1 protein-coding gene is annotated in these 279 nt (G+C 60.6%); it reads left to right on the forward strand.

The window, feature by feature from the left end; genetic code table 11:
* Positions 1 to 251: putative zinc-binding metallopeptidase (locus tag EN857_RS34375; RefSeq protein WP_189522853.1), on the forward strand; the 251-nt coding region annotated here is incomplete at its 5' end.
* Between the last annotated feature and the right edge of the window lie 28 nt (positions 252 to 279).

Below are 279 nucleotides of genomic sequence, written 5' to 3' on the forward strand. Positions count from 1 at the left end.
GGCATGAAGAAATGGCGGCGGAGGTGACTTTCGATCCTTACAATGCCCGCAGCGCTGCACAGCTGGTCAAGGCCTGGATTCCGCTCAGCGTTGCGATCAACTCGATCCAGCGCAGCATGGGGGAAGCGGACCTCTATCCCCTCGTCCTGACGCCGCCGGTGGTTGCGAAGATGGAGTTCATTCACGACCTGCTGCATGGGAGGGTGGCGGCGGATGCGTCAACACCGGTGCAGGCTGCCGTGGTTCAGTGAATATCGACAAGCGAGGAGTAAAAGCCGG

Origin of the sequence: Mesorhizobium sp. M4B.F.Ca.ET.214.01.1.1 (assembly GCF_004791545.1) — a bacterium.
Classification (GTDB): Bacteria; Pseudomonadota; Alphaproteobacteria; order Rhizobiales; family Rhizobiaceae; genus Mesorhizobium; species Mesorhizobium abyssinicae.